Source organism: Exiguobacterium sp. RIT594 (assembly GCF_003339585.1).
Classification (GTDB): Bacteria; Bacillota; Bacilli; order Exiguobacteriales; family Exiguobacteriaceae; genus Exiguobacterium_A.
Window position 1 is genome coordinate 288,106 of the sequence record NZ_QPKF01000001.1, and the last position, 25,438, is coordinate 313,543.

General features: G+C 47.8%; 27 protein-coding genes, 1 pseudogene and 1 riboswitch. Of the genes and pseudogenes, 20 read left to right on the top strand and 8 right to left on the bottom strand.

The annotated features are described in order from the left end of the window. Positions 1-5: 5 nt before the first annotated feature. From lipA to DVG79_RS01450, 3 genes are all read left to right on the top strand, one after another. A complete protein-coding gene (gene lipA, locus DVG79_RS01440) occupies positions 6-905 on the top strand; it encodes a lipoyl synthase (protein WP_114595165.1) in 900 nt (299 codons plus the stop codon). A 104-nt stretch (positions 906-1,009) separates the two neighbouring features. Then, positions 1,010-1,390, top strand: coding sequence for a YutD family protein (locus tag DVG79_RS01445; protein ID WP_114595166.1), 381 nt, complete (start codon positions 1,010-1,012; stop codon positions 1,388-1,390). An 84-nt stretch (positions 1,391-1,474) separates the two neighbouring features. Further along, entirely contained in the window at positions 1,475-1,927 is a 453-nt protein-coding gene (locus DVG79_RS01450) for a general stress protein (protein WP_114595167.1), read from the top strand. 44 nt (positions 1,928-1,971) lie between these two features. On the opposite strand, the gene DVG79_RS01455 is transcribed toward DVG79_RS01450, so the two are convergent. Together DVG79_RS01455 and glpX are read right to left on the bottom strand one after the other, a co-directional pair. After that, positions 1,972-2,247, bottom strand: coding sequence for a DUF3055 domain-containing protein (locus DVG79_RS01455; protein ID WP_114595168.1), 276 nt, complete (start codon positions 2,245-2,247; stop codon positions 1,972-1,974). 36 nt (positions 2,248-2,283) lie between these two features. Further along, positions 2,284-3,264 (bottom strand): class II fructose-bisphosphatase, encoded by a 981-nt coding sequence (gene glpX / locus DVG79_RS01460; protein WP_012371193.1) that lies wholly within the window; start codon positions 3,262-3,264, stop codon positions 2,284-2,286. Positions 3,265-3,418: 154 nt separating this feature from the next. Here glpX and DVG79_RS01465 point away from each other — a divergent pair, with 154 nt between their 5' ends. Beyond that, entirely contained in the window at positions 3,419-3,862 is a 444-nt protein-coding gene (locus tag DVG79_RS01465) for a DUF86 domain-containing protein (protein ID WP_012371192.1), read from the top strand. Between the two features lie 6 nt (positions 3,863-3,868). Further along, positions 3,869-4,633 (top strand): TIGR01457 family HAD-type hydrolase, encoded by a 765-nt coding sequence (locus DVG79_RS01470; RefSeq protein ID WP_012371191.1) that lies wholly within the window; start codon positions 3,869-3,871, stop codon positions 4,631-4,633. Positions 4,634-4,678: 45 nt separating this feature from the next. On the opposite strand, the gene DVG79_RS01475 is transcribed toward DVG79_RS01470, so the two are convergent. Then, entirely contained in the window at positions 4,679-4,906 is a 228-nt protein-coding gene (locus DVG79_RS01475; RefSeq protein ID WP_012371190.1) for a NifU family protein, read from the bottom strand. Between the two features lie 110 nt (positions 4,907-5,016). Between DVG79_RS01475 and DVG79_RS01480 the strand changes: the two genes are divergently transcribed. Continuing rightward, the gene (locus tag DVG79_RS01480) at positions 5,017-5,322 is read left to right on the top strand and encodes a DUF1462 family protein (protein ID WP_012371189.1); all 306 of its coding nucleotides are present in this window, start codon (positions 5,017-5,019) and stop codon (positions 5,320-5,322) included. A gap of 15 nt (positions 5,323-5,337) precedes the next feature. Here the strand turns inward: DVG79_RS01480 and DVG79_RS01485 are convergent, their stop codons facing one another. Further along, positions 5,338-6,390 (bottom strand): NAD(P)/FAD-dependent oxidoreductase, encoded by a 1,053-nt coding sequence (locus DVG79_RS01485; protein ID WP_114595169.1) that lies wholly within the window; start codon positions 6,388-6,390, stop codon positions 5,338-5,340. A 92-nt stretch (positions 6,391-6,482) separates the two neighbouring features. Here DVG79_RS01485 and DVG79_RS01490 point away from each other — a divergent pair, with 92 nt between their 5' ends. After that, positions 6,483-6,716: a YuzB family protein gene (locus DVG79_RS01490; protein ID WP_114595170.1), complete on the top strand. Its 234-nt coding sequence runs from the start codon at positions 6,483-6,485 to the stop codon at positions 6,714-6,716. Positions 6,717-6,779: 63 nt separating this feature from the next. On the opposite strand, the gene DVG79_RS01495 is transcribed toward DVG79_RS01490, so the two are convergent. Continuing rightward, positions 6,780-7,346 carry an ECF transporter S component gene (locus tag DVG79_RS01495; RefSeq protein WP_114595171.1) on the bottom strand — a complete coding sequence of 189 codons (567 nt, stop codon included), beginning with the start codon at positions 7,344-7,346 and terminating at the stop codon, positions 6,780-6,782. A 157-nt stretch (positions 7,347-7,503) separates the two neighbouring features. Then, positions 7,504-7,644, bottom strand: a riboswitch (FMN riboswitch). 116 nt (positions 7,645-7,760) lie between these two features. On the opposite strand from DVG79_RS01495, the gene DVG79_RS01500 reads away from it, so the two are divergent. The 4 genes from DVG79_RS01500 to DVG79_RS01515 all read left to right on the top strand — a co-directional run bounded on the left by DVG79_RS01500 (position 7,761) and on the right by DVG79_RS01515 (position 10,132). Beyond that, positions 7,761-8,111 (top strand): HesB/IscA family protein, encoded by a 351-nt coding sequence (locus tag DVG79_RS01500; protein ID WP_012371185.1) that lies wholly within the window; start codon positions 7,761-7,763, stop codon positions 8,109-8,111. Between the two features lie 133 nt (positions 8,112-8,244). Further along, positions 8,245-9,111 carry an NAD-dependent epimerase/dehydratase family protein gene (locus DVG79_RS01505; RefSeq protein WP_233494502.1) on the top strand — a complete coding sequence of 289 codons (867 nt, stop codon included), beginning with the start codon at positions 8,245-8,247 and terminating at the stop codon, positions 9,109-9,111. Then, positions 9,108-9,614, top strand: coding sequence for a GNAT family N-acetyltransferase (locus DVG79_RS01510; protein ID WP_114595173.1), 507 nt, complete (start codon positions 9,108-9,110; stop codon positions 9,612-9,614). Before DVG79_RS01505 ends, DVG79_RS01510 begins: the two co-directional genes overlap by 4 nt. After that, complete coding sequence (locus DVG79_RS01515; RefSeq protein WP_114595174.1) at positions 9,611-10,132, top strand: GNAT family N-acetyltransferase; 522 nt, start codon at positions 9,611-9,613, stop codon at positions 10,130-10,132. The genes DVG79_RS01510 and DVG79_RS01515 overlap by 4 nt, the downstream gene beginning before the upstream one ends. Before the next feature lie 61 nt (positions 10,133-10,193). Here DVG79_RS01515 and DVG79_RS01520 read toward each other — a convergent pair whose 3' ends face one another. Continuing rightward, positions 10,194-11,189 (bottom strand): NAD(P)/FAD-dependent oxidoreductase, encoded by a 996-nt coding sequence (locus DVG79_RS01520; RefSeq protein ID WP_114595175.1) that lies wholly within the window; start codon positions 11,187-11,189, stop codon positions 10,194-10,196. A gap of 241 nt (positions 11,190-11,430) precedes the next feature. Here DVG79_RS01520 and DVG79_RS01525 point away from each other — a divergent pair, with 241 nt between their 5' ends. From DVG79_RS01525 to DVG79_RS01550, 6 genes and pseudogenes are all read left to right on the top strand, one after another. Then, positions 11,431-12,642, top strand: coding sequence for an NAD(P)/FAD-dependent oxidoreductase (locus DVG79_RS01525; RefSeq protein WP_114595176.1), 1,212 nt, complete (start codon positions 11,431-11,433; stop codon positions 12,640-12,642). An 81-nt stretch (positions 12,643-12,723) separates the two neighbouring features. Further along, positions 12,724-13,041 (top strand): YuiB family protein, encoded by a 318-nt coding sequence (locus tag DVG79_RS01530; RefSeq protein WP_012371179.1) that lies wholly within the window; start codon positions 12,724-12,726, stop codon positions 13,039-13,041. A gap of 101 nt (positions 13,042-13,142) precedes the next feature. After that, positions 13,143-14,000: a glucose PTS transporter transcription antiterminator GlcT gene (gene glcT / locus DVG79_RS01535; RefSeq protein ID WP_012371178.1), complete on the top strand. Its 858-nt coding sequence runs from the start codon at positions 13,143-13,145 to the stop codon at positions 13,998-14,000. Between the two features lie 220 nt (positions 14,001-14,220). Continuing rightward, positions 14,221-15,723, top strand: a pseudogene (gene ptsG, locus DVG79_RS01540) (glucose-specific PTS transporter subunit IIBC); the annotation flags it as partial. A gap of 153 nt (positions 15,724-15,876) precedes the next feature. Continuing rightward, positions 15,877-17,970 carry a glucose-specific PTS transporter subunit IIBC gene (gene ptsG, locus DVG79_RS01545; RefSeq protein ID WP_114595177.1) on the top strand — a complete coding sequence of 698 codons (2,094 nt, stop codon included), beginning with the start codon at positions 15,877-15,879 and terminating at the stop codon, positions 17,968-17,970. Between the two features lie 148 nt (positions 17,971-18,118). Next, positions 18,119-19,630, top strand: coding sequence for an MDR family MFS transporter (locus tag DVG79_RS01550; protein ID WP_114595178.1), 1,512 nt, complete (start codon positions 18,119-18,121; stop codon positions 19,628-19,630). Positions 19,631-19,948: 318 nt separating this feature from the next. Here DVG79_RS01550 and ptsP read toward each other — a convergent pair whose 3' ends face one another. Continuing rightward, on the bottom strand, positions 19,949-21,673 hold the full coding sequence (gene ptsP, locus DVG79_RS01555) for a phosphoenolpyruvate--protein phosphotransferase (RefSeq protein WP_114595179.1): 1,725 nt from the start codon (positions 21,671-21,673) through the stop codon (positions 19,949-19,951). 353 nt (positions 21,674-22,026) lie between these two features. Here ptsP and DVG79_RS01560 point away from each other — a divergent pair, with 353 nt between their 5' ends. From DVG79_RS01560 to DVG79_RS01565, 3 genes are read left to right on the top strand one after another with little or no spacing between them, the layout of a single operon-like run. Beyond that, positions 22,027-23,460, top strand: a complete 1,434-nt coding sequence (locus DVG79_RS01560) for a leucyl aminopeptidase (RefSeq protein WP_114595180.1) — start codon at positions 22,027-22,029, stop codon at positions 23,458-23,460. Further along, positions 23,457-23,627, top strand: coding sequence for a hypothetical protein (locus tag DVG79_RS16070; RefSeq protein ID WP_158537513.1), 171 nt, complete (start codon positions 23,457-23,459; stop codon positions 23,625-23,627). The genes DVG79_RS01560 and DVG79_RS16070 overlap by 4 nt, the downstream gene beginning before the upstream one ends. Next, positions 23,608-24,276 (top strand): DUF429 domain-containing protein, encoded by a 669-nt coding sequence (locus DVG79_RS01565; protein ID WP_114595181.1) that lies wholly within the window; start codon positions 23,608-23,610, stop codon positions 24,274-24,276. Before DVG79_RS16070 ends, DVG79_RS01565 begins: the two co-directional genes overlap by 20 nt. Here DVG79_RS01565 and ytvI read toward each other — a convergent pair. After that, on the bottom strand, positions 24,260-25,384 hold the full coding sequence (ytvI, locus tag DVG79_RS01570) for a sporulation integral membrane protein YtvI (protein ID WP_114595182.1): 1,125 nt from the start codon (positions 25,382-25,384) through the stop codon (positions 24,260-24,262). The genes DVG79_RS01565 and ytvI overlap by 17 nt on opposite strands. Positions 25,385-25,438: the final 54 nt, after the last annotated feature.

Sequence of the window (25,438 nt, forward strand, 5' to 3'; positions counted from 1 at the left end):
GATTCATGGGACGCGGAGAGATACAACGTAAACCAGAATGGCTGAAAATCAAGCTGAACACGAATGAGACTTACACAGAACTCAAAAGTATGATGCGTGAAAAAAAGCTTCACACGGTATGTGAGGAAGCAAAATGTCCGAACATTCACGAGTGTTGGGCGGTTCGTCGGACGGCGACATTCATGATTCTTGGAAGCATTTGTACACGGGCCTGCCGTTTTTGTGCCGTGACGACAGGACGTCCAAATGAACTTGACTTAGAAGAACCGAAACGCGTAGCGGAATCCGTTCGTCTGATGAATCTGAAGCATGCCGTCATTACAGCGGTTGCACGTGATGATTTAAATGATTTCGGGGCAGGGGTATATGCGGAGACGGTACGGGAAGTCCGTCGCATGAACCCGGAAACATCGATTGAAGTTTTACCATCCGACATGGGTGGGAACTTCGAGGCGTTGCAGACGCTGATTGAAGCCAAGCCGGACATCATGAACCATAACATCGAGACGGTTCGCCGTCTGACACCAACCGTCCGGGCGAAAGCGACATACGACCGAACACTCGAATTCCTGCGCCGTTCAAAAGAACTGGCTCCTGAAATTCCGACGAAATCAAGTCTGATGTTGGGTCTTGGGGAGACATGGGAAGAAATCCTGCAGACGATGGACGATCTTCGTGCCAATGACGTTGATATCATGACGATTGGTCAATACCTGCAACCAACGAAAAAACATTTGGATGTCATCAAGTACTACACACCACAAGAGTTTGCCGAACTCAAGCAGATTGCGCTCGGAAAAGGCTTTTCACATTGTGAAGCCGGTCCGCTTGTCCGTTCGTCGTATCATGCCGACGAACAGGTCAACGCTGCGAAAAAAAATAAAGCCGCTTTACCGATTGATTGATACCGACAGACCGTCCACGCCACGTGCGAGGACGGTTTTCTGCTGTCTGACGATTCGTTTTCAAGTATGATTATGGTAAGATAAAGGAAGCAGGGGGTGGAAAAATGATACAAGTCAATCGTGAAAGATATGAAATCGTGGAAGAAAAAAGAGAAGGATTCAACGAAGAAGCATTCATCGGACGTTTCAGTGATGTTCTCGAGAAATATGATTATATCGTCGGAGACTGGGGGCACGGACAGTTGCGGCTCCGCGGTTTTTATGAGGACAATCACGAAAAAGCAACCTTTGATACGAAAATCTCCCACGTGGCGGATTATTTGTACGAGTATTGCAATTTCGGCTGTGCTTATTTTATCGTCAAACGGATGGAATTCGTAGAAGGAGAAGAAGCACCACCTCGCTTCGACGGATCTTCGGCGAATACGTTAAAACTGAAACGGAAGTTTTCGGCAGCGAAAGAAGAGACAAAAGAAGAACAGTAATCAAAATGACATCTGAAAAGACGTTTCTGATTGGGTGATTTCGGCTAATAATATAGTATCACGCACCTATAGGGGGAACTATCCATGAGAATCGTCGGGATTTACAAGTCTGTACCAGAAGTTGTCAGTGCTGTTCATGATTTACGTGTCGCAGGTGTTGTATCAACAGATTTGAAAGTCGTTGCCCATGATCGCTATGATCTGGAACAGATCGAGGAATTGGCCGATTTGAACAATCATCAAACATCAACACGTCTGTCGCAGGAAGAACATATGAATCTGTGGCAGGAGATCAAAGGGATCTTTAAAAAAGACAGCGCCGGTCCTTCTTCACACAGCGACGTTCTCGAAGCAAGTGGATTAACGAAAGATGATGTCAACCGTGCCAATAAAGCAGCGGAAGAGGGACAATTCGTCTTACTCGTCGGCGATGAAGCGGATCAACACTCGGAACGCAAAGCCCATGATGAATCCGACAATACGAATGTCTTCAGCGGTCCAAACACACTCAACGAGCGTAACGACCGGTTACTGTAATCAGAAAACAGCCAACTCCCTTCGGGAATTGGCTGTTTTTTTGCTTATAATCCGATGTAGTCGCGTAAGTATCCTTCAAGTTCATCCGCCGCTTCATCCTCGAGATCAAAGGCATGAGCGATATAGCCGGGTTCATCAAAGTCATCCGGACCGATGATGGCAAACCGGTTGGATAAGAGATTCAACACTAAAATCTTTCCGAAAAAATGTTCGGAATGGGTGATCGCTAAATCAAACCGGCTCGTCTCACCAATCCAGCAAACGAATCGGGTTTTGGTCTGTTCGACGTCATCATATAAAAAATCGCGTTCTTGCATCATCTGTCAGTTCCCTCATTTCCTTCATCTCTGCTTAGATTAAAGGGTTTGGGGAACCTTTTGCAAGTACGGTTTACGTGACAGGCTGTGTTCAGCGATGACTTTCCGGATCGTCCGTGTTTTAGACCGCATGACGAGTGATGTCGTCTCGACGATATCATCTGTCAGGAAGCGGACGCCGTCGAGCATTTCACCTGTCGTCACGCCTGTTGCTGCGAAGATGCAGTCGTCACTTTTGATCAGATCATCAAGCGTCAACAATTGCAACGGATCCGCAAGCCCCATCCGGATGACGCGTGCTGTTTCTTCCTCGTTCATCGGGTGCAGACGTGCCTGCATATCGCCGCCCATTGCTTTGACGGCAGCTGCTGTGATGACGCCTTCCGGTGCCCCACCGGTTCCAATGAAGATATCGATGCCCGTTGATGGTGAGAGCGGAGCGATTCCGGCTGATACATCGCCGTCTTCAAACAGACGGACACGTGCGCCGACACGCATTGCCGCTTCCCGGAAGTGGTCATGGCGCGGACGATCCTGCATGATGACCGTGACATCTTCAATCCTTTTCTGATTTAGTTCTGCTGCTTTTTGAATGATGACTTCAAGCGGATCGTCAAGTGAGACATGTCCTTTTAAGTTTGGTCCGACTGTCAGTTTATCCATATACATATCCGGTGCGTGTAACAATGCTCCCTGGTCAGCGACCGCGATGACGACCATGGCGTTACCGAGACCTTTTGCCACGATGTTCGTTCCTTCGAGCGGATCGACGGCGATATCGACGATAGGACCGCTTGTCGTACCAACTTTTTCGCCGATGAATAACATCGGTGCTTCGTCGAGTTCCCCTTCACCGATGACGACTGTTCCTGCCATGTTGACCGTGTTCAAGACTTCGCGCATGGCTGTTGTTGCCGCATCATCGGCTTCGTTTTTCTTCCCCCGGCCAATCCATTTGGCGGATGCCAGTGCAGCTGCTTCTGTTGCTCGGACGATTTCTAGTGCTAATTCGCGTTCCATCTATGAATAACCTCCAAGTCACCTAATGTGACATACTATTTTCGTAAAAATCTAAATTGAGGATAACACATTGCGCAATGTGATGCAAACAGCCTTTCTGCTTTTCATGTTTCGCCGATAGAGCTAAAATGAAGGGTGTGAGGGGGAATGGAAGATGTATTTTGTGAATCGTGAAAAGATTGAACAAACCGTGGTTTGTTTGGAAACGGCATTGCGTCAAAGTAAAGAGTTAACGGGGGATGCTTTGACGGTTTCACTGGCGTGGGAACGGATTGGATTTTTAGTGATTGAAAGCATCATCGACATCGGAAACAGTATGATTGATGGTTTCATCATGCGTGATCCGGGAAGTTATGAAGATATCGTCATGATTTTAGAAGATGAGCGGGTCATCGACGCTTCACTTGCGACGAGTTTGAAGCGCATCGTGGCACTCCGGACACAAATCGTCCGTGAATTTACGACATCAAGTACAGCGGAAATCCGCAACGTTTTGTTTGAGGAAGAAACACAATTACGTCGTTTCCCGGACGCGGTCCGACATTATCTAGAGACAGAACTCGGACCCGTCTCGGCATTTTTACCAAATGAGGAGTGAGTCAGCATGAAGGCAAAAGGCTATTTATTTGATTTAGACGGTACGATGTATAACGGGACAGAACCCGTCAAAGAAGCGGTTGATTTCGTCAACCGGTTGCAGGAAGAAGATGTACCGTATCTGTTCGTTACGAATAATGCTTCGATGACGGCAGAAGCCGTCGCTGAGAAATTACGCGGCATGGGTGTTCACTCGAACGCGGAACATGTCTTAACCAGTGCGATGGCGACAGGTCGCTACATCGCAGAACTCGATCCGGGTGCGAAAGTCTATGCCATCGGAGAAGGCGGATTGATTGATGCTCTTGAGCGTCAAGGCTTACAAGTCGTTGCGGATGAGCATGCCGATTATGTCGTGATTGGTCTTGACCGTCAGATCACGTATGAGAAGTTAGCGATCGGAGCCCTCGCGATTCGGGCCGGCGCCCGTTTTATCTCGACGAACGGAGATATCGCGATTCCGACAGAGCGCGGCTTCTTACCGGGGAACGGGGCGTTGACATCGGTGTTACGCGTGACGACGGAAAAAGAACCGTTTTATATCGGGAAACCGGAACCGGTCATGGTCAATATTGCGGCTGAGATGATCGGTCTTGCGAAAGAAGATCTCATCATGGTCGGCGATAATTACCATACCGACATTTTATTCGGGATCAACGGCGGTATCCGGACGATGCATGTCAACTCCGGCGTTCATACACCGGTCTTCATTCAAGGACAGGATGCCCAACCGACGTACATGGTCGATACGTTGGCAGAATGGATTCTTTAAACAAAAAAATCCCCATTGACGGATGTCAGTGGGGATTTTACTTCATTAGAAAACTTGTTCGACTTCAACGACGCCGGCTACTTCTTCAAGCAGGGCACGTTCGATACCAGCTTTCAGTGTGATTGTTGAACTTGGGCAGCTGCCGCAAGCTCCCATCAAACGGAGTTTGACGATACCATCTTCTACATCTACGAGTTCAACGTCTCCTCCGTCACGAAGAAGGAACGGACGCAATTTTTCGAGTACTTCGTTTACTTGATCAAACATTTCCATGCGTAAACACATCCTTTCTTATAGAATCATTGTAACAGGGTTGAAAAATGTTCTCAATCTGGAAAACTTGTATACTAAAAAAGAAGTGTAACAAATAGGGGGGACCACAGATGGAAATCAAGGTATATGGGGCGGCACAGACGTGTCCGAGTTGCGTCGGGGCACCAAGTTCAGAGGAGACATACAGTTGGCTGCAGGCCGTTCTTGGACGGAAGTACGAGACGGCATTGACTTTTGAATATGTGGATTTCGAAGCGGCACCGGTCGAGGATGAATGGATTACGGCTCTTCAGGACGATGTTTATTTTTATCCGCTTGTTCTGCTTGACGGTGAGATGGTCGATGAAGGATACGTCCAGTTGAAAAAAATCACGCAGGCAATTGACAGAAGACTTGAAAAAACGGCCCCGGAATGACCGGCGCCGTTTTTCTTATTTAATTTTTTTATGTTTCCAGAGCACACCGGACTTCAGAAGACGTGGAACTTTCCCTGTCAACGCCTGTTTCCCCATGACGATGCCGAAGCCGTCTGACTTTCCAAGTGATCCGAGCATACCGCGCAATTTGATTTCCGGCAGTTTCGGTAATGTCTTGCCGGCCCATTTTGCCTGCAGGACATCGACGACCTGATCCGCTTGATGCTCCGCAAGCTGACCGCTTGGCGCATACGGGAGACTGGCACAATCCCCGATGACGAACACATTTTCATGTTCCGGCACGTGGTGGTGTTCCGTCAGCTTGATCCGTCCGCCGCTGTCAGCTTCAAAACCAAGATCACGGACGACTTTAACCGGTTGCGTACCCGCTGTCCAAATCGTTAAGTTCGATGGATAGGCGTCATCCCCGTTTTGAACATCATCCGCCGTGACGAAGGTGACGTTCGAGTTATTGATGACTTCGACGTCATGCTCCTCGAACCATTCCTGGACGTAGGTCGACACTTTATCCGAGAGGAAGGACAGAACGGACGGTCCCCGGTCGAATAGGCGAATTTTCAAATCTTTCCGGCTTTCGTGCAGTTCACTCGCGAGCTCGACTCCGGATAATCCGGCTCCGACGATGGAAACGATCGCACCGGGTGAAAGTCCACAAATCGCCTGTTGTGTTTTCCGTGACTCTTCGAGTGTCTGGATGCTGTAAGTAAACTCTTGTGCCCCCGGTATGTTATGGTATTTATCTTCACAACCTAAGGCGATGATCAAATCATCATAAAACAATTCCGTTCCGTCTTGCAGGTGAACGGAGTTCGTCTCTGGTGAAATCTTTACGACATGTCCATACTTATATGAGAGATGTTCCCCTTCCGGAAACGCGATCCGGACATCCCGGTCCGACAATGTTCCGGCAGCAAGTGCATAGTACTCTGTTTTTAACGCGTGGTACGGTAAACGATCGACGAGCGTCACAGCGACATCTTCATCCTTGAATCGTTCACAAATCCGCATGCCACCATATCCGCCACCTAAAACAACCAGTTGCTTCATAACTTAAAATCCCCCTTAGTTCCCCTAAATCAGTCTGACCTTGTATAATACGACATGAGGAAAGATAATTCCTGCCTGAAGGAGGAAAAAAAGTGAATCCGATTATTGAATTTTGTATCAGTAACTTAGCGACAGGGACTCAGGTCGTCATGCAACAACTCGAACGGGACCCGAATGTCGATGTCGTTGAATATGGTTGTCTCGGTTATTGCGGCATCTGCTCCCTCGATCATTTCTGTCTGGTTGACGGAGAAACGGTTGTCGGCGAGACGCCGGAAGAGCTGTTAGAAAAAATTTATTTAAAAATTGAAGAAAACGAACTTTAAAAAAATCCCCGTGTCTCAGATGAGACCGGGGATTCGTGTCTGTCAGCGGGCGCGGCTTCGGACTTAGATTGTTTGTTGACGACGCGTCATCCATGGCTTCAGTTTCAGGAACAGCGGAATGAAGAGTGCTGAGATGAACATCGCCTTGATGATGTTAAACGGTAAGATACCGGCTGTAATCGTCGTCCACTTGACGGCAGGGTCAAGCATGTAGTCCATACCGAAGAACCAAGCGTACGCTGGAAGAATCAAGATATAGTTGAGGATGGCAAGACCGAGTGCCATCGTGATCGTACCTGCGACAAGACCGGTTGCGAGACCTTTTGTCGATTTCTTTTTATGATAGAACCAACTGACCGGAAGAATGAAGGCAACGCCAGCTGCGAAGTTGGCAAGCTCACCGACCGGAACACCACTTCCGCGGAAGATGTAGTACAGGACGTTTTTGAGTGCTTCGACGATGACGCCGGCAACAGGTGAGAACATGATTGCGGCGATCAAAGCAGGAACATCACTGAAGTCGATCTTCAAATAGTTCGGTAAAAACGGAAGCGGGAAATTCAGTAGCATAAGAACAAACGAAATTGAACCTAACATGGATAATGTGACCATTTTTTGTGTGCGTTTCATACGAGTATAATCTCCTTTTGCTCGTTCCTCTCGATGAAGTATTGGCATGGCTGCGTCCAAAATAAACCCCCATCGAAGTGTTCGATAGGGGAGAAGTCCGCAGTAAACTAAACCTGACCGATTTTTGCAAAAATCGGTTCAAGAAATAGAAACATGCCGCCATCTTCTCCCATCCAGACTATACTGTCGGCTCCTGAGTCACACAGAATCAGCAAATAGCGCCCTATTCGCTCGCGGGCTTCAGACGAATCGCCTGTTTACCGCCGGTCGGGAATTTCACCCTGCCCTGAAGATGGAACGATTTAATTTTTTTGATACAACTCCTTTATACAACGAATTCAAGATTGTTTCAAGCAACTAGGTTTCGATTCCCCTTAAAATTGCGTATACTAATAAAAAAGGGAAGGTGATGACATGATTCATTTAACAGAAGCGGCCGCACTCCAAGTCAAAGAGATGATGTTGCAGGCGCCGGACGATGAACAAAATCTGCGGATGCTTGTTCAAGGTGGCGGATGCAGTGGTCTCTCCTACGGCATGGGCTTTGACAGTGAAAAAGAGACGGACTTAACTTTTGAGCAACACGGGGTCAAAGTCATCGTCGATCAAAAAGATTATCCGGTCGTCAAAGGACTGGAAGTAGACTATAAACAATCCATGCTCGGCGGCGGATTCACGATTACGAATCCAAATGCAATTGCGACATGCGGTTGCGGGACGTCGTTCCGGACGGCTACCAATGCCGGCACACCGGGCGGCTGTTAATTAAAAAACTTGTATCGCAGACGATTACCGTCTGCGATTTTTTTGTTTTCACGAGCGATTGACAGGATTTTTCAATGGAGATGGAGAAGGACTAACAGGAACGTTAGCACGCTATGATGAGGGAGGACTATCGATGCGAAAGGTACTGATTTTCGGTGGAACACGCTACTTTGGTCGACGGTTGGCATTACGGCTCGCGGAATCGGGGGATGATGTGACGATTGTCACGCGTGGGGAACATACGCCGCCTGTCGCGAAGGGCTTGACATTTTTTAAAGGGGACCGGACGTCAAGCAGTACTATGAAGGATCTTGGAAGTCAAAACTGGGATATCATCTATGACAATATCTGTTTTAATCCGTATCAGGCGAAGCTTGCAGTTGATGCATTCGAGGGGAAAGTCGGTCGTTACATTCTGACGTCAACCATGTCGGTCTATGAGGAGGGAGGGACAAACATCTCCGAACGGTCCTATAATCCGTTTCCCGGGAAATATGATCTCGAAAAAGAGCACGATTACGGCGAAGGGAAACGTCAGGCGGAAAGTTATTTCTTCCAACGCGCGACCTTCCCGGTCATTGCCGTTCGTTTCCCGGTCGTCCTCGGACCGGATGATTACACGGAACGACTGGTCTTTCATGTCAAACGCGCTTTGGCCGATCAGCCGATCGTTGCTGAAAACTTGTATGCGAAGGTGGGTTACATCTCAAGTTATGAAGCGGCAGCCTTCCTCGAATGGTGCGGCCGTTCGACGATGACGGGACCGATTAATGCGGCAAGTGACGGTGTGTTGTCGATTCAAGATTTGATGGATAAGATTGATCACGTGGCAGGAACGACATCGCGTTTTGAGACGACAGGCGAAGATCCGTCACCGCTTGCACCGGATCACGATTTCTATATGGATACGACGGCAGCCAAACAAGCGGGATATATCTTCCAACATGTTGATGACTGGCTCGATCGACTGATTGAAGAGGAGGTCCGGAACCACAAATGATTACCTTAATTAAACCATCGCTGCACTTGGAACCGGAATACCTTGATTATGTATCAGAGTGGCAAGAATCCGGTGAAAGCATCGTTCCGAGTGTCGTCAGTAAAACGTTTCTGCCGTTGGAGGATTTTTTGGAAGAACAGGAACAAGAGGAACGGGTGGCCCCGACGAACTGGGTGACCCACTCGACGTATTGGTTGTATGACGGGGAAACGATTGTCGGTGCAGTCAATTTCCGGCATGATCTAAACGATCAATTGCAACAAGTCGGAGGGCATATCGGTTATGGCATTCGACCGAGTGCGCGCAATAAGGGGTATGCGACGGAAGGATTACGGCAAGCGCTTGAAGTTGCGCGAAAGCGGGGACTTGCCTCCGTCTTGATCACCTGTAGTGCGGATAACACCGCATCCGGTCGTGTCATTTTGACAAACGGTGGTCAAGAAATCGAATCTTACATCAAAGAAGATGGAACACGGGTCCGGCGATTTATCATTCCACTATGAATACCGGATTTTTAACGATTCGACGAGCCGACATGGAAGACGCTGCTGCGATTGCCCGGATTCATGTCGCATCTTGGCGGGAAACATATCGGACGATTATTCCGGATGCATATCTCGATCAGTTATCTGCGGAGAAGCGGGAACCGGGTTGGCGGAACAGTCTTGCCGAAGGTCCGGTTTTCGTGGCACTTGATCAGACAAACGAAATCGTCGGTTTTGCGAACGGTGGACCAAATAGGGAAAATGATACGACGGAGGGAGAGCTGTACGCGCTCTATCTGTTGAAAAGCCATCAGGGGCAACGAACCGGTAAACGGTTGTTTGATCACGTGTTGGAAGATCTCAGGCGGAAAGGCTTCTCGTCTTGCATGGTAAGTGTGCTGGCAGATAACCCGTCCCGTCATTTTTACGAACGTTTCGGCGGACGAATCGTTTCCGAAAAAACCATCGAGCGGGGCGGGAAACAGCTGAGTGAGTGGACGTACCGAATTACACTCGATCCCGTATCCAACGCATAAGCCAAAAAAACAGCGTCCCTTCGATTTCCGAAATCGAGGGGACGCTGTTGTTCGTGATCACTTAATGATTTTTCACTTTTTCGAACAGACTTGTTGAGTGTTGCGGATGGCGGGCCGATGGATCAACAAGCAACTTCGCCTGGTTAACGGCAATCGGTGCTTCTCCGAAGCCGGTCGCGATCAATTTGACACGACCGTCATACGTCGCGATGTCGCCGCAGGCAAATACGCCGGGAATCGCAGTTTCCATCTTCGAGTTGACACGGATGGAATTCCGTTCGAATTCGACTTCCCACTCCTTGAGCGGACCGAGTGATGAGACGAAACCGAAGTTGCAGACGACATCATCGGCACCGACGACGATGACTTCATCCGTCTCGGCGTGTTTAAATGTCAACGTTTCGATGCTGTCTTCGCCGGTAACCGATTCGAGTGTATACGGCGTCATGACATTGACGGACGAGTTATGCAACAATTCGACCGTATGTTCATGGGCACGGAACTTATCACGTCGGTGAACGAGCGTAACGGATTTCGCAATCGGCTCGAGCATCAATGACCAGTCGACGGCAGAATCGCCGCCGCCGAGCAGGACGACTTGACGGTCTTTGAAGCGGTCCATCTCGTTGACGAAATAGTGTAAGTTGCTTTCTTCGAACCGTTCGGCATCGGCGACACCGAGCGGACGGGCGGCAAACGAACCATTTCCGGCTGTCAGAATGACAGTTTTCGTATAGTGTTCACCTTTGTTCGTCACGAGTCGGATCAGTCCGTCATCAAGTCGTTCATAAGCAAGGACGGTTTCGCCAAGCACATACGTCGGATCAAATTCATTTGCTTGTTCAAGCAGGCGGTCGACTAAGTCCTGGGCTTTGACTTTCGGGAAGCCGGCAATATCGTATATATATTTTTCAGGATAGAGCGTCGCAAGTTGTCCGCCGAGTTGCGGCAGACTTTCGATGACTTTCGTCTTCATTTGACGCATGCCTGAGTAAAACGCGGTGAACAGTCCGACCGGACCGCCACCGATAATCGTTACATCATATGGTTGGTGCATCTGAGTCCCTCCTAAAGTTGGATACCTCTATTATATAGGAAGAGGGGTTCTATGTTGCAAGTACGGGACATCTCACATTTTTTTGAGTTTGCATAATTTCCCTTTGCAATCTATGATAGAAAATGGTTCAATAAACGTATAGACGTGTGAACATTATTTGAACAAAGTTTTTGAGCATTTATCTGCAATTGAATGTGAAGAAGATCACAACAAAACTATTATGCGTAAGGGGTATTAGAACATGAACACACCAAACATTGTTATTCTCGGAGCCGGCTACGGTGGATTGATCACAGCAGTCAACCTTCAGAAAAAACTTGGCGTCGACCAAGCGAACATCACATTAATCAACAAACACGATTATCATTACCAAACAACGTGGTTACACGAACCAGCAGCAGGTACGATGTCTGCTGAACAAGCACGTATCTATATCAACGATGTCATCAACCCTTCACGCGTCAAGCTTGTTAAAGGAATCGTCGAAAAAGTCGATACAGCAAACAATACAGTGAAGCTTGTTGATGGTGGAACAGTCCCTTACGATTATGTCGTCGTGGCACTCGGTGGAGTTCCTGAAACATTCGGCATCAAAGGGTTGAAAGAGAATGCTCTAACAATCAGTTCATTGAACAGTGTCCGGAAAATCAAGGAACACATCGACTATTCATTCGCAGAGTACAAAACGACGGGTTCAACAAACCGTTCACTCTTGACGATTGTCGTCGGTGGTGCCGGGTTTACAGGAATCGAGTTCATGGGTGAGCTCGTCAACCGGATCCCTGAACTGTGCAAACAATATGACATCCCGCGCGAACTCGTTCGTGTCGTCAATATCGAAGCGGCTCCAACAGTCCTTCCTGGATTTGATGCCGATCTCGTTAACTACGCACACAAATGGCTTGAGCGCCAAGGCATCGAGTTCAAACTCGGTAACGGCATCAAGGAATGTGGACCGGGCAGTGTAACATTCGGACCACTTCAAGGTGATACGACAGAAACAATCGAAGCGAACACAATCATTTGGACAGGTGGCGTCAGCGGAAACCCTGTTGTTGCAGCATCTGGTTTCGAAGCAATGCGTAACCGTGTTGTCGTTGCAGAAGATCTCCGTGTTCCCGGACACGAAAATGTCTTCATGATTGGTGACTGTTCAGCGGTTATGGACCCGAACTCGAACCGTCCGTACCCACCAACTGCGCAAATCGCAACACAGCAGGCACACAAAGTGGCTGAAAACATTGCAGCACTCATCGGTGGACGTCAAACGTCGACATTCACATATGAAAATAAAGGAACTGTCGCTTCACTTGGTCATAAAGATGGAATCGGAATGGTCTTCGGTAAGAAGATTTACGGCCGTAATGCATCGTTCATGAAAAAAGTCATCGACAACAAACATTTCCTTGAGCTTAAAAAGATTGGTCTTGCCATCAAAAAAGGTAAATTCTAAGTTCACGTTTTAGGCAAATGTACACTCGTGCATTTGCCTTTTTTGTCGGTTATACTAAAAGAGATTTGAAGGGGGAACATTATGCATATCATTCAAGCCGTGATCGGGAGCGTTCTTTATCTCGTCATGTTCTTTAGTATCGGTTTTATCTTAAACATGTTATTACGCAGTACGTGGATCATGCTTGTCCTGTATCCGATCATCATCATCATGATGATTGATAACCAGTCGACACTGGATTATTTCACGAATGCGCGTGAAGCGATTCCGAAACTCGGGGAACGCATCATGGGTCTGCAGACGGCAGACATCACTATGTTCGTAGCCGGTCTTGCCGGAATTATCATCGCCGGGATGTCGATTCGCTTCCTGCGTAAGAGCGGTTACCAAATGTTTTAAAGTCTACTTGAGTGAGTAGGCTTTTTTAGTATGTGAAAACACGTTATAATGAAAACAGTGTCTTTTAAAAAATGTGTAAGAGCAGATAGGGTTGAGAGCGAATGGATAAACAAATGTACCACGTTATCAAAGTCTTGAATAATAATGTCGTCATTTGTTCGACTGGTGCCAACCAGGAAGTCATTATCCTCGCAAAAGGGATTGGCTTCGGTCGGAAGCCAGGCGATCAACTAACGGATCTTGATAAATTAGAAAAAGTATATACGTTAAAGGATAAAGACGAACAGGCGCAGTACAAAGCACTTGTCGGACATTTGGATGAAAACTTCATCGCCTTGATGAATGAAATCGTTTCAATGATTGAAACGCGATTCGGAAAACGGGTGGATGAACACATTCACATCGGTTTGACGGATCACTTGACGTTTACATTTAAACGACTTGAACAAGGGATGGAAGTGACGAATCCGTTTCTCGCGGAAACCGAAGCCTTGTATCCGGAAGAGTATGCTTTAGCTGAAGAAATCGTTGAATTCATCAGCGCCGAGATGAATTTTTATTTACCGCCGGCTGAAACCGGATTTATTGCCCTTCATATTCATTCGGCGACGAACTTCAAAGATGTCCTCGAAGTTAACCGGCACCATCAATTGGTTGGATTAATTGCGAGTCATATCGAACAACGGTTACAGATTAAAATCGACCGGAAATCACTGGATTACAAGCGTTTAATCCGGCACTTACGATCGGCGATTGAAAGGGTTTCCAATGGGGAGTACCTAGAGGCGCCAGAAAAAGTAGAAAAGCTATTGCGCGAAGAATATCCGCTGTGCTATGATACTGCTTGGGAGCTGATGTCCATCATGGAACGTCAGTTGAAGAAAGCGGTACCGCGCGGCGAAGCGACGTATCTTACGATGCATCTGCAACGCTTAGTGCAGTACGATTTAGGTAAATGACCGCACGGACTACGTGTTACTGATACGATCAGGCATGAGTGGGATGTCGGGCAAGATGATTTATTTCCGTTTCTATTTTTACGGGATAAGTGTATTTTGTCTACAATCCGCTTGTGCCTGATTTTTTTCTGTAAAAATCGGTCAGATGTCTGACTTTTTTCGACCTGTCATTGGTATTATTCCTTATTCTTAGCTCGTACATCAAAAGGAGGAAACACACATGTTCAAACAGATTTTTGCTGTTCTTCAACGTGTCGGTAAAGCGTTGATGCTTCCTGTTGCGATTTTGCCTGCTGCCGGGATCTTACTTGGATTCGGTAATGCGATGCAAAATCCGAACTTGACGTCAAAACTCGAGTTCTTAAAAAATGATGCAATCATCAAGGTTGCAAAATTGATGGAAGCAGCCGGGGATATCATCTTCGGTAACTTAGCACTCTTATTCGCGGTCGGTGTCGCGATCGGATTAGCAGGAGACGGCGCTGCCGGACTTGCTGCCATCGTCGGATTCCTGATCATGAACAAAACAATGAGCGTTTGGCTCGGCGTTACACCAGAAATGGTTGCTAACGGACAAGGGTACGCAAACGTACTCGGTATCCCGACACTTCAAACAGGTGTTTTCGGTGGTATCATCATCGGTTTAATCGCAGCCTGGGCATACGGGAAGTATCATAATCTCGAATTGCCGCAGTTCCTCGGATTCTTCGCAGGAAAACGTTTTGTTCCAATCGTTACAGCAGTCGTTTCATTGTTCGCAGGTCTTGTACTTGTTTTCGTTTGGCCGTTCGCTCAAGACGGGTTGAACACATTCTCCCACTTCATGATGGAGAAAAACCCTACACTTGCAGCATTCGTCTTTGGTCTCATTGAACGTTCACTGATTCCATTTGGTCTTCACCATATCTTCTATGCACCATTCTGGTTCGAGTTCGGTTCATACACGAACAAAGCCGGTACAGTTGTTCACGGTGACCAAGCGATCTTCTTCGCTCAGTTAAAAGATAACGTTGCCTTGACAGCTGGTACGTTCATGACTGGTAAATTCCCATTCATGATGTTCGGTCTTCCGGCAGCAGCACTTGCTATGTACCATGAAGCACGCCCAGAGCGTCGCGCAGTCGTTGGTGGTCTTCTTGGATCAGCAGCACTTACAGCATTCTTGACAGGTATCACAGAGCCAATCGAATTCGCATTCCTATTCGTTGCTCCAATCTTGTTCGCAGTTCACGCAGTCTTCGCAGGTCTTTCGTTCATGACAATGCAACTCTTGAACGTTAAAATCGGGATGACATTCTCAGGTGGATTGATTGACTTCCTTCTCTTCGGTGTCCTTCCAGGACGCACGCAGTGGTGGCTCGTCATCGTCGTCGGTCTTGTTCTCGCAGTTGTTTACTACGTCGGATTCCGTTTCGCAATCCGCAAGTTCAACTTGAAAACACCGGGTCGTGAAGACGAAGTTCAAGAGACATCAATGGCACAAGGTTCTGAACTCGCAGCAGGTATTCTTGATGCACTTGGTTCTGAATCAAACATCAAACACCTTGACGCATGTATCACACGTCTTCGTGTTGAAGTCCTTGATAAATCAAAAGTTGACAAAAATGAATTGAAAAAATTAGGTGCTGCAGGAGTTCTTGAAGTTGGTAACAACGTTCAAGCCATCTACGGACCGAAATCAGATAACATTAAATCTGAAATTCAAGCTGTCATCGCATCACGTAAACAAGAAAAATCAGTCTAATGAGTAAAAGAGCTTTCCCGATTTGGGAAGGCTCTTTTTTTGTGGAAAGAAACATGAAGGAAATAGTTTTGCGGAAGAAACATTAAGGGTATGAAGTAAGTAGTTTGGTCAAAAAAAGGAGGGAAATCACTGATGTGGAAAAACGTGTTCGGTGTATTGCAACGGATCGGTAAAGCGTTGATGTTACCGGTCGCAATCCTACCGGCAGCGGGGCTGCTCCTGGCGTTTGGTACGGCGTTTCAAAACCCGAATCTGACGCAGTATCTTCCGTTTCTCGAAAATGATGCACTAGTTGTCATTTGGCGGGTCATGCAAGATGCAGGGGACATCATCTTTGCCAATTTAGGATTACTGTTTGCCGTCGGGGTTGCGATTGGCCTTGCGAATGGTGAAGGGGTCGCCGGGTTAGCCGCGATTGTCGGATTTTTGATCATGAACAAAGTTATCAGCTCATTTTTACAGATTACACCTGAAAAGATTGCAGAAGCACAAAAATCGAGTGACTTATCGTATGCAACCGTTTTAGGAATCCCGACCCTGCAAATGGGGGTATTCGGAGGGATCATCGCCGGGTTGATTGCGGCGTACAGCTATAATAAATTCTTTAAGATTAAGCTTCCGGATTTCCTTGGATTCTTTGCCGGTAAACGATTTGTACCAATTGCTACAGCGCTATTCAGTTTAGTCGCTGGTTTTGCACTGTCTTATATTTGGCCACCAATCGGGACGGGAATCAACACGTTCTCGAAAACCATCATCGAATCAAACGAAACGTTATCTGCCTTCATTTTTGGATTAGTCGAACGTTCCCTCATTCCGTTTGGTCTCCACCATATTTGGTATTCAAGTTTCTGGTTCCAGTTCGGTGAATATACCGATAAAGCCGGTAATCTCGTCAACGGGGATCAGCGTATCTTCTTCGCCCAGTTAAAAGATGGTGTTCCATTTACAGCCGGAACGTATATGACCGGGAAATACCCGTTCATGATGTTTGGACTTCCTGCTGCCTGTCTTGCGATGTATCATACAGTTGCGAAGGATCGCCGGAAAGCGGTTGAAGGGTTATACTTCTCGGCTGCCCTGACTTCTTTCCTGACAGGGATTACTGAACCTGTCGAGTTTTCGTTTGTATTCGTTGCCCCGTTACTGTTTGCAGTCCATGCTTTGTTTGCCGGATTGTCGTTCATGATCATGGACATCTTAAACGTCAAGATCGGGATGACCTTCTCCGGAGGTTTGATTGACTATACGTTGTTCGGTATTTTACCAAACCGGACTTCCTGGTGGCTCGTCATTCCGGTAGGGCTTGTCTTCGCTGTCATTTATTACTTTGGTTTCCGTTTCGTCATCAAGAAATTTGATTTGAAGATTCCTGGACGCGAAGCGATTCAGGAAGGTGCAGCAACGGCCGGTGCGACAGCCGGTGAATTGCCGTATGAAATTCTCCAAGCCTTTGGTGGACCTTCAAATATCAAACACTTGGACGCTTGTATCACACGACTCCGGATTACCGTCAATGATAAATCAGGTGTCAACAAAGAGCGCCTGAAACAACTCGGTGCTGCCGGTGTCCTCGAAGTCGGGGATAACGTTCAGGCAATCTTTGGTCCGAAGTCGGATGGTATTAAGACTGAGATGGCAGAAATTATGAACGACCCGAACTATCAACCGCCGGCTAAGCCGGAAGCCGATCCGATTCCACAAGTGCCGACAGGAGCGGAAGCGCGGACGGATGACCGCTCTGACTTAGCCGGTAAAGATGGAGCATATGTACCGGTTGAAGGATATGTTTCGCCACTGAGCGGGGTGATTCGTTCACTTGATGACGTACCGGATCAGGTCTTCTCCGGACGGATGATGGGTGACGGTTATGCGATTGAGCCGACAGAAGGATATGTCGTTTCTCCTGTTTCCGGTGAAATCACGACGTTCTTCCCAACGAAACACGCGATTGGTATTCTTGCTGATAATGGAGACGAAATTTTAATTCATATCGGTATTGATACCGTCTCGCTGGAAGGAAAAGGATTCGAAGCACTTGCGAAAGCCGGGGATCGGGTCGAACCAGGTTCGCCGTTACTGAACGTCGACCTGGAACAAATCCGACCACTTGTTCCATCGTTACTCACGCCAATCATCGTCACGAACAGCGGCGACCGGAAAGTCTCGGTCGATGTTGGAAAAACAGTCGAAGCCGGTGAAAAGATTTCATACGACATTAAATAATGCTTTATAGGATGAACACGATTCCGTTTGTGGAATCGTGTTTTTTTATTGCAGCGAACATTTAACAGTGAGATTTTGCACATACGATGATACAATGAATAAGCTATTATGAAGATTAGCTATTTTTTGAAAAGAAAGAGGTGAGTCGATGGCTACGACTTCGACAAAAACACGCTACGTCGTGTTAGGGTTATTGATCGGGATTTTGGTAGCGGCAATGGACAATACCATCGTTGCAACAGCAATGCCGACAATCGTCAGTGAATTAAACGGCTTTGATCAATATGCATGGGTCACATCGGCCTACATGATTGCGACTGTGGCCGGGATGCCGATCTTTGGTAAATTGAGTGACATGTATGGTCGGAAACGATTCTTCTTATTTGGGATGTTACTGTTCATCACCGGAAGTATTCTTTGCGGAATGGCTGACTCAATCGTGGAACTATCCGTATATCGTGCCGTTCAAGGTCTTGGCGGCGGTGCTTTAATGCCAATCGCCTTTACGATTATTTTTGATATTTTCCCACCGGAAAAGCGGGGGAAAGTCAGTGGATTGTTTGGAGCCGTCTTCGGAATTTCAAGTATCTTTGGTCCGTTGCTTGGTGCCGTCTTAACAGATGCCATCAACTGGCGTTGGGTCTTCTATATCAATATTCCGTTAGGGATTTTGGCGTTAACACTCGTTTCACTGTTTTACAAGGAGTCACCGGTTCACCGGACACAAAAAATTGATTATGCCGGAGCTGTGACGTTGGTTGCCGGACTTGTCCTATTCCTGCTGGCGCTTGAAATGGGCGGAAAAGATTATGCGTGGAACTCACCGCAAATCCTCGGTTTGTTTGGCGGGGCACTCGTCGCCTTCATCATCTTTGGTTTCATCGAACGCCGGGCAGCTGATCCGGTCATCACGTTCAGCTTATTTAGACGGCAATTGTTTGCAGCGACACAAGGCGTCGCCTTCTTTTACGGTTTTGTCTTTATCTCTGCCAGTGTCTTCATTCCAATTTTTGTCCAAGGTGTGTTCGGAGGCAGTGCGACCAACTCGGGTCTGATTTTGATGCCGATGCTGATTGCATCCGTCGTTTCGGCTCAACTCGGCGGACGATTACCGAATAAATATGGGTTCCGGAATGTCATGCTCGTTTCAGCTGTTTTCTTCTTATTAGGCGTTTATCTCTTGAGTACGATGTCGCTTGAAACATCACGCACAGCCATTACGATTTATATGATCATTTTAGGGTTTGGTGTCGGCTTCAGCTTTTCGTTACTCAACCTGGCGAGTATCAACGGGATTGAGATGCAACGACGCGGTGCTGCCACATCGATGGGATCGACGTTCCGGACGATCGGTATGACGCTCGGTGTGACGGTCCTTGGAATCGTCCAATCGCGGACCTTCTCATCGACGATCAGTGAACAGTTACCGGGTGGAAACGCACCGGACGGCGGACAATTTCCGACGGCTTCGGCCCTTGTGAAAATGCCGCCCGAAGTAGCGAATGCCATCAAGTCCTCACTTGCAGAATCGATTTCGTCCGTCTATCTGTGGGCGTTGATTCCAGCCGTACTCGGTGTCGTCTTTGTGTTCCTGATGGGGAATGAACGACCGACCTTAAAAGAAGGACAAGGCGAACGACCGAAAACAAAGCAAGCATAAAAAGAAGATCAACGAACAAAATTTGACTCAAAAGAAATCATTTGGATATGCACTCGCTTTCCTCAGGCGAGACACAAGCCAGTTTTCCTGCCCCGTGTGTGCAGGAAAGCGGGTCTTGTTTGTCTCTGACAGCGCAGTTTACATCTGCACTTTTTCCTGTAGGAGTCTCGTGCATCAAATGATTTCTTTGAAGCGAAAACAGTGGGACGGATTTTAAAATCCGTCCCTTATTTGTGTTGCACAATACTAGAGAGAAGCAGTAATTCCTTTTGACGCGACAAAAAAACACGCCCCGAGATGGGACGTGTCCGAAACACCTTATTTTTTGATATCGAACGTTGTGCTGAGGAAGTTAACGACATCTTCCGCTGTATCCATATCGAGTACTTCTTCGACGATGGCTTCACACTCTGCTTTGTTCAAGCGCGTCATCAAGCTGCGTGCGCGAAGGACAGAAGAAGCTGACATCGAGAATTCGTCGAGTCCGAGTCCGAGAAGGATTGGAAGCGCGAGTTCTTCTCCAGCCATCTCCCCACACATGCCGACCCATTTGCCTGCTTTGTGTGCTTCTGTGATGACATTGTTTAAGAGGTTCAAGATAGCCGGGTTGAACGGTTGATAGAGATATGAAACTTTCTCATTCATCCGGTCAGCTGCCATCGTGTATTGAATCAAGTCGTTTGTTCCGACTGAGAAGAAGTCGACTTCTTTCGCGAATTGTTTCGCCATGACAGCGGTTGATGGAATCTCGACCATCATACCAACTTCGATCTCTTCTGAAACCGTCACTCCTTCTGCTTGAAGGTTTGCTTTTTCTTCCAAGAGAAGCGCTTTTGCTGCACGGAATTCTTCAAGTGTCGCGATCATCGGGAACATGACAGCAAGTTTTCCGTACGCACTTGCACGGAGAAGGGCACGGAGCTGTGTCCGGAAGAGATCTGTTTGGTCCAGGCAAAGACGGATTGCACGGTAGCCGAGGAACGGGTTCATCTCATGCGGGAGATCGAGGTAAGACAATTCCTTGTCGCCACCGATATCAAGTGTCCGGATGACAACTTTTTTATCGCCCATCGATTCGAGAACCGTTTTGTAAGCCGTGAACTGCTCGTCTTCCGTCGGGAACGTTTCAGCGTCCATGTAAAGGAACTCTGTCCGGTATAATCCGACTGCTTCCGCACCGTTCTCAAGCACGCCTTTGACATCGTTTGGTGTTCCGATGTTCGCTGCGAGCTCGACGTGATGACCGTCTGCTGTAACTGTTTTTTCGTTTTTGAGTTTTTTCCACTCTTCTTTTTGAGCGATGTACGCTGAACGTTTTTCTTCATATTCTGCGATCTGGTCGCTTGAAGGGTTGACGATGACGTCACCTTCCGTACCGTCAAGAATCAAGAAATCACCGTGTTTGACTTCCGTCAAGACGACTTTTGTTCCGACGACAGCCGGAATTTCAAGAGAACGGGACATGATCGCCGAGTGCGAAGTCCGTCCACCGATGTTTGTAGCAAATCCTTTTGCATACTTCCGGTTGAGTTGTGCTGTATCTGAAGGTGTTAAATCTTCGGCAATGATGATGACTTCTTCATTGATTTGAGCCGGTGTGACGAATGTGATACCGAGCAAGTGGGCCATCGTCCGTTTTGTAACGTCACGGACATCGGCTGCACGCTCACGCATGTATTCGTTATCCATGGATTCAAAAATCATGACCATCATCTGTGAGACTTCATCGAGTGCTTGCGCTGCATTGGTCTTCTCATCGTCAATTTTTGCGTTGACTTGGCTGACGATTTCCGGGTCTTCCAAAATCAAGAGGTGAGCCGAGAAGATTTCCGCTTTGTCTGCACCGAGTTCTTTTAATGTGTTTTCACGGATGATTTCAAGTTCACCCTTCGACTTAACGATAGCGGCTTGGAAACGTTCCTTTTCAGCTGCCGAGTCCTCGATTTTATTCGTTGGAATGTCAAAGACAGGTGTTTCCATTACGAATGCCTTTGCAATCGCAATCCCTGCAGAAGCGCCAATTCCTTTGATGTGCTGTGCCATGTGCATTACCCTCTTTTCAGTAAGTTTTTTCGCCGCAGCGACGTCATTTCTTTGCTATCTATAGATACCCATAAACGCATCTCTCTTAACGGGTCGCTTGCGGACTCTCCCTTTGAATGAAAACGTAGACATTTCTGTCGTTGCCAAATGACCGTTAAATAGAAGTGCCTGTCCTTTTCACCTGTTTAATCCTATCATATTGTGAAACGGGCAACAATTGTTTGAAACGCTCCAAATCGACAAATTAAAGAACGTCTTTTTTGAGAGCGGTTTCATTTGTCTTGGAGGCTATCAGTTGGAAAATCGGATTAAACACTTCATACTAATACGTAACACTAAAGGGGGATTTAAATATGCGATGGAATCAAGTAGATCCACAAGCTCATGTCGAAGTACTCGTTGTCGGTATTTCAGGAAACCAGCCGGTCGAGGAACGGATCCGGTCACTTTATCCGGATCGTTTGGATGAATGGGTACGCCGAGGGGATGTCTCAACGAAACAAGGAGAGCTCCGCTTGTTGCCGACACTGACGGGAACCGTGGAACGTGTGTTGTTCGTCGGTCTGGGGAAAGCCGAAGGACTTACGACGGACAGTCTTCGCCGATTATTCGGAAAAGCAGCTCAGTTCTTGAAAACACGCCAGTTATCCAAAGTGACGATTGATGCAACGACTTTCCCGGGTCAACCGGTCGAACTGATTGCTGAGACGTTTGGCTTAGCTACATACGAAGTCAAACATTATAAAACTAACACGCGGGTCACATATGATCTGGATTTAACAATCTGGTCAGACGCGGGAGATCAGGATGTTGTACGCGGGGAAGCACTTGCGCAAGCGACGAATCTCGCGCGCCGTCTCGTCACGATGCCGGGTAACCTGTTGACGGCACCTGCTTTGGCGGATGAAGCCCGCTTTATTGCCGAGCGTCACGGGCATGATTTGAACATTCTTGAAAAAACAGATATGGAAGCGCTCGGAATGGGTGCTTTGCTTGCCGTCAATCAAGGATCGACAATTCCACCGAAACTGATTGTCCTTGAATACAAAGGAGCAGGCGATGAGGCTCCGATTGCCGTCGTCGGAAAAGGGGTGACCTTCGATACAGGCGGTTACTCGATTAAACCAAAAGACGGAATCGTCGGGATGAAAGGGGATATGGGAGGAGCGGCAGCCGTCCTCGGACTGTTTGAAGCCCTCGGTCAACTTAAACCGAATGTCAACGTCTTGGGAGTCATTCCGGCGACGGATAACATGATTTCCGGTGATGCTTTTAAACCGGATGATGTCATCACGTCAATGGCAGGAAAAACGATTGAAATCCTGAACACCGATGCGGAAGGACGCCTTGTCCTGGCAGATGCCGTCACCTATGCCAAAGAATACAAGCCGAAGATGATCATTGACCTTGCGACGCTGACAGGCGGAGTCTTAGTGGCACTTGGAACAGAAATCACAGGGGCATTGACGAATGATGCCAATCTGTACGAACGATTTGAAGTCGTGACACAAGAGACAAACGAAATGGTCTGGCAGATGCCGTACGTTGATCAGTTCATCAAGCAGGTCCGACGTTCGGACGTCGCCGACTTAAACAACTCACCGGGACGGATGGGACATATGATTTTCGGTGGTGCCTTTGTCGGTGAATTTGTCGGTGAGACTCCGTGGCTCCACCTCGATATCGCCGGAACGTCCGAACAAAAAGCCGCGACGGAACTTGGTCCAAAAGGGGCGACCGGTGTCATGGTCCGCAGTCTGTATCATTTCGTCGAACGCGAAAAATGATGCGCGTCAACAGCATCCTCATTTTAGTGACGATTGTTAGTATCGTCTGGTACCTGGATTCACGGGAACAGATTCCTTTAGCGGCAGCGACTTTTTTTGGTGTCTTTACGATTTTATCGCTGCTGAAGAGTCTGCGGGAGAAGTCCAATGGACGTCACCGGAATTGATGCGGCGAAAGCCGGGTGGGTGGCTGTGTCGATTCAAGACGGTCAGTTTTCCTGGACGGTTGCTCCGTCACTCGACGAAATCGAATGCGGAACCCGGACTTATATCGATATGCCGATTGGACTTGAAGAAGACAAACGCCGGGCAGTCGATCAGTTGTTACGGGAAGAATTGAAGCCTGGCCGAACGAGCAGTGTCTTTAATGCCCCGTTGCGTGCAGCACTGGAGCAAGCCGGTTATCCGGAAGCAAACGAGTATTCGAAGCAGCAGGCAGGTTTCGGTCTCTCCAAACAAGCGTGGTATCTGTTACCAAAAATCCAACAGGTACGGAACGGGTATCGACCGGGCATGATGGAATCCCATCCGGAAGTCTGTTTTGCCCGCTTGACCGGTCATCCGGCACGTCACAGTAAACGGACGGTCGAGGGAATGGCGGAACGGATTGCGCTATTGCAGCGATACGGTTGTCCGGCTTACTGGGAACTAAATGTGCGCGGTGTTGCGACAGACGACTGGATTGATGCTTGTCTCCTGGCAGTTGCCGCCACGTTACCGGCAGTTTATGTGCCGGACGATTGTCCGGTTGATTCGATGGGATTTCCGTTATATGCCGCATTACCGAAAAAAATCACCTTCACCGAAATGGTGTAGGTGATCCTTTGATAAAGTCCCAAAGATAATGAAAAATCCTCGCGTTGTGTAACGCTTTGATGATGACCGCAATCAAGGGACCTAAAATCAATCCGAAGACGCCGAACACCTGAATACCGACAAATAAGGCGATCAAGGCGGTGATCGGTTGAATACCGATGTTATCGCCGACGATTTTAGGTTCCATGATATTGCGTTGTAAGATGACGATTCCGTAAAGGATCGCAAGACCGATGGCAAGACCCGTATCTCCCGTAATGATGGAATAGGCAATCCAAGGCAAAAAGACGGAGCCGGTTCCAAGATAGGGCAAGATATCAAAAAATGCCGCGATAAAGGCGATCGCAAACGGATGCTCGACGCCGATGATCAACAGCCCGATCAGGACGATGAAAAAGGTAATCGTAATCAATGTCAGTTGCGCTTTGATGTAACCGAACAAAGCGGACCGGAGACTCGTGACGACCGATTCGGCACGGGCGAACCATGGTAACATTTCGTATTGCTTCAATCTGATTTCATACTTGTGCCAGTCTTTGGAGATGAAGAACCAGGCGAGCAAGACGATGACCAAAATCAACGCGATTGAGGGTAACGTCGCTAAAATCGTCTGCAACATCCCGGCGATACTTTTGGAGCCTTCGCCGATCGCACTGGCAAGGGAACTGCCGAGGGACTGGATACTGTTTTGGACCGTGTTTTGTTGTGACGGTTCAAGCGAGCGAAGGGCTTCCGACGCATCGTTCCAAATCGGTGCCAGCTTTTCGTTGTAGAGCTTTTGGAAATAAAGACTCAGCTCCTGGATTTGTGCCGGCAGCTGATTGGCGACAAACACAAGTCCACGAATCAACTGCATGATGATCAAGACGAGCGAGCCGATCAATAGACCGCTCATTAAAATGATAGACAGCAGAGCACCCCAACCGCGGTTGATCCGAAGTCGTTTTTGGAAAAAGTCGACGAGCGGCCGACTGAATAAAGCCAGTAGAAAAGCAAAGACGAACGGGTACATGAAAGAAGACAAGCGAACGATCAGCCAACCGGTGAAAAAGATGGCAAGGATGACGCCAATGAAACGGGCTAATTGCCACAAACGCTCAGTCGACATAAGCAACACCTCTTACTATGTATGGAATGTCATCATCATATCATGTTTGTCAGA

What these genes read in the sequence shown, in the direction of transcription:
- ptsP (WP_114595179.1), bottom strand. Translation starts at nt 21,673, where the DNA reads ATGGCACAGCACATCAAAGGAATTGGCGCTTCTGCAGGGATTGCGATT.
- DVG79_RS01525 (WP_114595176.1), top strand. Translation starts at nt 11,431, where the DNA reads ATGAACACACCAAACATTGTTATTCTCGGAGCCGGCTACGGTGGATTG.
- DVG79_RS16070 (WP_158537513.1), top strand. Translation starts at nt 23,457, where the DNA reads ATGATGCGCGTCAACAGCATCCTCATTTTAGTGACGATTGTTAGTATC.
- DVG79_RS01450 (WP_114595167.1), top strand. Translation starts at nt 1,475, where the DNA reads ATGAGAATCGTCGGGATTTACAAGTCTGTACCAGAAGTTGTCAGTGCT.
- DVG79_RS01495 (WP_114595171.1), bottom strand. Translation starts at nt 7,346, where the DNA reads ATGAAACGCACACAAAAAATGGTCACATTATCCATGTTAGGTTCAATT.
- DVG79_RS01485 (WP_114595169.1), bottom strand. Translation starts at nt 6,390, where the DNA reads ATGAAGCAACTGGTTGTTTTAGGTGGCGGATATGGTGGCATGCGGATT.
- DVG79_RS01530 (WP_012371179.1), top strand. Translation starts at nt 12,724, where the DNA reads ATGCATATCATTCAAGCCGTGATCGGGAGCGTTCTTTATCTCGTCATG.
- DVG79_RS01565 (WP_114595181.1), top strand. Translation starts at nt 23,608, where the DNA reads ATGGACGTCACCGGAATTGATGCGGCGAAAGCCGGGTGGGTGGCTGTG.
- DVG79_RS01515 (WP_114595174.1), top strand. Translation starts at nt 9,611, where the DNA reads ATGAATACCGGATTTTTAACGATTCGACGAGCCGACATGGAAGACGCT.
- DVG79_RS01550 (WP_114595178.1), top strand. Translation starts at nt 18,119, where the DNA reads ATGGCTACGACTTCGACAAAAACACGCTACGTCGTGTTAGGGTTATTG.
- DVG79_RS01455 (WP_114595168.1), bottom strand. Translation starts at nt 2,247, where the DNA reads ATGATGCAAGAACGCGATTTTTTATATGATGACGTCGAACAGACCAAA.
- DVG79_RS01445 (WP_114595166.1), top strand. Translation starts at nt 1,010, where the DNA reads ATGATACAAGTCAATCGTGAAAGATATGAAATCGTGGAAGAAAAAAGA.
- DVG79_RS01465 (WP_012371192.1), top strand. Translation starts at nt 3,419, where the DNA reads ATGTATTTTGTGAATCGTGAAAAGATTGAACAAACCGTGGTTTGTTTG.
- DVG79_RS01470 (WP_012371191.1), top strand. Translation starts at nt 3,869, where the DNA reads ATGAAGGCAAAAGGCTATTTATTTGATTTAGACGGTACGATGTATAAC.
- DVG79_RS01475 (WP_012371190.1), bottom strand. Translation starts at nt 4,906, where the DNA reads ATGGAAATGTTTGATCAAGTAAACGAAGTACTCGAAAAATTGCGTCCG.
- ytvI (WP_114595182.1), bottom strand. Translation starts at nt 25,384, where the DNA reads ATGTCGACTGAGCGTTTGTGGCAATTAGCCCGTTTCATTGGCGTCATC.
- DVG79_RS01500 (WP_012371185.1), top strand. Translation starts at nt 7,761, where the DNA reads ATGATTCATTTAACAGAAGCGGCCGCACTCCAAGTCAAAGAGATGATG.
- DVG79_RS01560 (WP_114595180.1), top strand. Translation starts at nt 22,027, where the DNA reads ATGCGATGGAATCAAGTAGATCCACAAGCTCATGTCGAAGTACTCGTT.
- DVG79_RS01510 (WP_114595173.1), top strand. Translation starts at nt 9,108, where the DNA reads ATGATTACCTTAATTAAACCATCGCTGCACTTGGAACCGGAATACCTT.
- ptsG (WP_114595177.1), top strand. Translation starts at nt 15,877, where the DNA reads ATGTGGAAAAACGTGTTCGGTGTATTGCAACGGATCGGTAAAGCGTTG.
- lipA (WP_114595165.1), top strand. Translation starts at nt 6, where the DNA reads ATGGGACGCGGAGAGATACAACGTAAACCAGAATGGCTGAAAATCAAG.
- DVG79_RS01520 (WP_114595175.1), bottom strand. Translation starts at nt 11,189, where the DNA reads ATGCACCAACCATATGATGTAACGATTATCGGTGGCGGTCCGGTCGGA.
- DVG79_RS01480 (WP_012371189.1), top strand. Translation starts at nt 5,017, where the DNA reads ATGGAAATCAAGGTATATGGGGCGGCACAGACGTGTCCGAGTTGCGTC.
- glpX (WP_012371193.1), bottom strand. Translation starts at nt 3,264, where the DNA reads ATGGAACGCGAATTAGCACTAGAAATCGTCCGAGCAACAGAAGCAGCT.
- glcT (WP_012371178.1), top strand. Translation starts at nt 13,143, where the DNA reads ATGGATAAACAAATGTACCACGTTATCAAAGTCTTGAATAATAATGTC.
- DVG79_RS01505 (WP_233494502.1), top strand. Translation starts at nt 8,245, where the DNA reads ATGCGAAAGGTACTGATTTTCGGTGGAACACGCTACTTTGGTCGACGG.